The sequence below is a fragment of the Mesorhizobium sp. M7A.F.Ca.US.005.03.2.1 genome, from assembly GCF_003997795.1.
Classification (GTDB): domain Bacteria; phylum Pseudomonadota; class Alphaproteobacteria; order Rhizobiales; family Rhizobiaceae; genus Mesorhizobium; species Mesorhizobium ciceri.
In genome coordinates, this window is sequence record NZ_RZRP01000507.1 from 1 (window position 1) to 4,657 (window position 4,657).

5 protein-coding genes and 1 tRNA gene are annotated in these 4,657 nt (G+C 58.9%); 2 read left to right on the forward strand and 4 right to left on the reverse strand.

Going from position 1 to position 4,657, the window contains the following annotated elements; genetic code table 11:
• Positions 1–657 (forward strand): lytic transglycosylase domain-containing protein (locus tag EN991_RS24205; protein ID WP_164769345.1); only part of this gene is annotated, 657 nt, incomplete at its 5' end.
• A gap of 109 nt (positions 658–766) precedes the next feature.
• Entirely contained in the window at positions 767–1,666 is a 900-nt protein-coding gene (locus EN991_RS24210; protein WP_064993116.1) for an alpha/beta hydrolase, read from the forward strand.
• Between the two features lie 59 nt (positions 1,667–1,725).
• Here the strand turns inward: EN991_RS24210 and EN991_RS24215 are convergent, their stop codons facing one another.
• From EN991_RS24215 to EN991_RS40355, 4 genes are all read right to left on the reverse strand, one after another.
• Positions 1,726–2,820 carry a site-specific integrase gene (locus tag EN991_RS24215; RefSeq protein ID WP_127369706.1) on the reverse strand — a complete coding sequence of 365 codons (1,095 nt, stop codon included), beginning with the start codon at positions 2,818–2,820 and terminating at the stop codon, positions 1,726–1,728.
• A gap of 239 nt (positions 2,821–3,059) precedes the next feature.
• Entirely contained in the window at positions 3,060–4,205 is a 1,146-nt protein-coding gene (locus tag EN991_RS24220) for a porin (protein WP_127369707.1), read from the reverse strand.
• A gap of 139 nt (positions 4,206–4,344) precedes the next feature.
• Positions 4,345–4,435, reverse strand: a tRNA-Ser gene (locus EN991_RS24225).
• A gap of 35 nt (positions 4,436–4,470) precedes the next feature.
• Positions 4,471–4,657 (reverse strand): hypothetical protein (locus EN991_RS40355; RefSeq protein ID WP_206519240.1); only part of this gene is annotated, 187 nt, incomplete at its 5' end.

Genomic DNA, 4,657 nt, shown 5'->3' on the forward strand with positions numbered 1-4,657 from the left:
TATCGCGACCTTGCCGGGCAGTTGACCAGTCCAGGCGAACTGGCGCTGCTCGCTGTCCTTGCCGAAAAGCAAGGGAACCATTTTATGGCGCTGAAAATCGGCAAGATCGCCGGGGCACGCGGCATCGATGTCGGCGCATTGTCGCATCCGCTCGGCGTCATTCCCGATTCGGCTGACATTTCCGGCTCGGGCAAGGCGCTGGCCTATGCGATCGCCCGCCAGGAAAGCGAATTCAACATCGGCGCCGTGTCCAGCGCCGGCGCGCGCGGGCTGCTGCAGCTGATGCCGGGAACCGCAAGGCAATTGGCGAAGAAGGCCGGGCTGCAGTTTTCGCAAATACGGCTGACCACCGATGCCGGCTACAACGCGACGCTTGGTTCGGCCTTCCTCGGCGAACAGCTCGACCGCTTCAACGGCTCTTACGTGCTGACCTTCGCCGGCTACAATGCTGGCCCCAACCGGGCCAGCCAGTGGGTGGCCAGATATGGCGACCCGCGCGGCAAGGACATCGACGCGGTCGTCGACTGGATCGAGCGGATTCCCTACACAGAAACAAGAAGTTACGTTCAGCGCGTGATGGAGAATTACGAGGTCTACAAGATGCGTATTTCCGGCAAATACGACATTGTCGGGGATCTGGTGAACGGGCGGAGTTGAGCCTTTCTGTCCTTCTCCACTTGTGGGAGAAGGCAAAAGCGCCTTTTATTGACCATCCCTGCCCTCGCCTGTAGCTGTCCAGATTGATACAGCGAGGTCGCACATTCCGATGGCAAGCGAGCAGCTTTTTTCCGACTTCTTCTACAGCGCACCGGACGGGTTAAAACTCCATGCGCGCGTCTATGGCGAGGCCAATTCCGGACCCTGGCCGGTTGTCTGCCTGCCTGGCCTGACCCGCAATGCCAGGGATTTTCACGAGCTGGCGCTCTATCTGTCGACGCATGCGGCAACTCCACGAAAGGTCATCGCCTTCGACTACCGCGGGCGCGGGCAGTCGGCTTATGATCCCGACGTCAAAAATTACAATGTCGGCGTGGAGGCCGGCGACATTCTCGCCGGGCTGGCGGCGCTGAACATCGGAGAAGCGGCCTTCATCGGCACCTCGCGCGGGGGATTGATCATCCATGTGCTCGGGACGATGCGGCCATCCGTCCTGAAAGCCATTGTTTTCAACGACATCGGACCGGTGATCGAGACGGCCGGACTTGCCCATATCCAGTCTTATCTCGAGCGCGACCCGGCACCGAAAACCCGCACACAGGCGGCGGCCGCCCAGCGCAGCGTGCATGGCGAAGACTTCCCCGCTCTTGCCGGCGCCGATTGGGATCGGATGGTATGGGCTCTCTACCGCGAAACGGATGGTGGGCTGGTGCCGGATTTCGATCCGAAGCTGGTGGATACCGTTGCCAGTCTCGATCTGACGCAGAAGCTGCCTGATCTATGGCCGCAATTCGAGGCGTTGGCCGCCATCCCGTTGCTCGCCATACGTGGTGCCAATTCGAGATTGCTGTCGATAGACACGCTCAAGCAGATGAAAGAGCGCCATTTCATGATGGAGACGATCACCGTCGAGGGCCAGGGCCATGCGCCGTTCCTCGAGACCGGCAGCCTACCGGGCGACATAGGCGCTTTTCTCGATCAGGCCGAGCGGAAGAATATCCTGAAGTAAATCCCATGACCGAACATGGTCACGGGATAGCTATGATAGTATAGGCAAGTTTCTTCAGCCTACTTGGCTTTTGAACTTTTCCGAGTCGCTTTCGGCGACTCCTTAGCGGCGGCGGCTGCCTCGTCCCTCTTTTTCCGCTCTGCCGTCGGCGACGAAGGCGTCGTCACCGGCGAAGAAAACATGGAGCCTTCAGCGCAATTACCGCCCGGCTGAGTCGATCGAGGCGTTTCCAGCACGATGACACAGCCATCGAGATCGTTGGTGGCCAGATGCGCGTAGCGCATCGTCATCGACAGCGTTTGGTGGCCGAGCCACATCTGCACGCGCCTGATGTCGATGCCGCCCTGGACCAGACGCGAGGCGCAGGTATGGCGCAGTATATGCGGCACCACCTGATCGTCGGCACCGAGGCCGACTTCGGCCTTCGCGTCGTTCCAGATGGCACGGAACTGTGCCTGGCTGAGCTTGGTGAACGGTCCTTTGGGCCGGCGGCCCTCAGTGGGAGGCAGCTTGATGACCTCTTTGACCCGCTCGGTCATCGGAATGGTGCGGCTGCGGCCGGATTTGGTGATCCAGAAGGAGACGCGATGCTCCTGGATATCGTTCCAGATCAGCCCAAGCGCCTCGCCGAGACGGCATCCGGTGTCGACCAGGAAAACGGAAAGCCTGTAGGCATCCTCGCTGCGGCTCTTGATGGCGGCGAACAGGCGCGCCTCTTCGTCCCTTTCGAGGAACCGAATCCGACCCGCCCGCTCCTTCTGGCGGCGGAACTCGGGCAGGCTGTGGATATCTCCCATCTTGTGAGCCTTGCGCAGCAGTTTGCTGAGGGCAGCCATCTTTCGATTGATGGTTGCGTTGCTGTTGCCGCGCTGGCGCAAGGTGCCGATAAGGTTGTCGAGGGTACTTTGGTCAAAGGCGCTGAAACGCTCCCCAAGGAGGATCTCGTCTATTTCGCCGATGAAAGAGCTGACATTATACTTATGCCGCCCATCATCCCATAATATGTCACGATATGCTGAAAAAAGATCTCTGACCCGATGCGACTTTACTTCTCTAATCTTGTTATAGATGTATCGAATCTTCGGACTTTGAGAAGAAAACATCGAAAAATGATCAGAGGACTCGCCCTCTTGAATCGCTTCGTTCGTCATCATTTGCCACACCCCCGAGTGGGATAGGTCAGCCCTACCCGCTTGGAAGCGTCCTTTCAAGAGATTTTAATCACGCGGTTGTGATTTCCATCCGCCCATCAGCAGATCCCACGAAACCACTCCACGGATTTATTCAGCTACCGTTACCCCCATCCTTCTGTTTGCCTTGATCCAGTCGCGAAACGAAAACAGCCCGGGCGCTTGCACGCCCGGGCTGAATTTCACCTGTAAGGAACCAGCCCTTAGAACGAGCGCTGGAAGCGGAGAATGCCGCCGATGTTGCTCTTCTTGTCAGCGCCGAACCAACCCTTGTTAAGGTCGTCACTGCCGACGTTCTGGTAGTCGACTTCGGCCGTGACCGTGAAGCCCGGAACGACGTCATAAGCGACGTTCGCCGCAATGCCGAGGTTCTTCCAGTCATCATACGAGACCTGAGCGTTGAACGAGGTCTTCTCGTTGAACTTGTAGGTGCCACCGCCCCACACCGCCCAGTTGCCGCCCCACTGCTTGTACATGCCGCGACCGCCAGCTCCGACCAGCGGATCATCGCCGAGGTTGTCGTCGGAGCCGTAGCCACCCATGACCCACAGCGACAGTTCGTTGGAGACGTTCACGTCCAGGCGAACCTTGCCGGCAACTTCTTCGTAGTTGCTGTCATACGAGACAACGCCGGTGATGGCGCCCCAGCCCTGCGTCCACTTCACGCCGCCGACAACATGCGGAACATAGCTGTCGATCGAGTAGTCGCCATAACCTTCTTCCAGCGAGACCACTGCCGAGAAGCCATTGCCGGCGTCGAAGTAGTACTGGATGACATTGGTGTCGAAGCCGCCGTAGGGAACGATCGTATCCTGGATGACGTTGCCGGCATAGCCGATGAACGTATCGAAGGCCGATTCGTCTTTACCGACGCGCAAGCCGCCGAGCTGGATCCAGGCGAAATTCAGCGTGGTACCCTTGTTGTGAGCCTGCCAGTCGCCGGCAAACTCATCGGTGTAGTCGCCGGTGTTGTTGCCGAAGTTGAAGCGGGTTTCGGTGTAGGTCTTCAACGTGCCGAGTTCGGTCTCCTGGCCGGTCCAGGTCTTCAGCGTGAAGCGAGCCTGCTTGTAGTAGGTGTCGTGCTCGTCGTCGTTCATACGGTCCGGAACGTTGTTGACGCCATCGTTGGTGCCGTGATCGCCCACGCCGATATCGTAACGGACATAGCCGCCGATGCGCAGGCAGGTCTCGGTGCCGGGGATGTAGAAGTAGCCAGCGCCGTAGACGTCGCAAATCTTGACGTATTCAGCGGGTTCCGGCTCGGCGACGACGACGGCGTCGGCGGCGCGCGCACCGGAAACTGCGATCAGGGCCGCAGCGGAGCCGAGGAGAAGGCTCTTGATGTTCATTTTCTGACCTCCAGTCAGAATCGGATGAAACAGCGGCTTGCGGAGAGTCAGGCGACGCCACAGGAACGGCGCTTCCTTCGACTATCAATTTGTTATTGTTAGGAGATTTGTCCTGCGAAGCGCGCAGCGCGAAGCAGGATGGCGGAGAGGATGGGATTCGAACCCACGAGAAGCTTTTGACCTCTACTCCCTTAGCAGGGGAGCGCCTTCGACCACTCGGCCACCTCTCCGTTGCGCCGCTGGATAAAGAAAAGCGCTGGCACAATCAACAAGCCCGCATCATTATCTGAAAAAATAAGAAGGCGCCGAACCGCGATCTTCCATGCATGTGGCGGTTCTGCGGTTGTTTCCTGGCTAGCGACTCGGGAACTCGCCATGATTCCGTCGGTCCATCGCCGGATTCGGCGGCAAACAAGGGGTTGCGGCGGGCCTGATGGTTAACGAGAGCTTTC

Bases quoted from the DNA above. Each gene is read 5' to 3' on its own strand.
- EN991_RS24210 (WP_064993116.1), top strand. From the start codon at position 767: ATGGCAAGCGAGCAGCTTTTTTCCGACTTCTTCTACAGCGCACCGGAC.
- EN991_RS24215 (WP_127369706.1), bottom strand. From the start codon at position 2,820: ATGATGACGAACGAAGCGATTCAAGAGGGCGAGTCCTCTGATCATTTT.
- EN991_RS24220 (WP_127369707.1), bottom strand. From the start codon at position 4,205: ATGAACATCAAGAGCCTTCTCCTCGGCTCCGCTGCGGCCCTGATCGCA.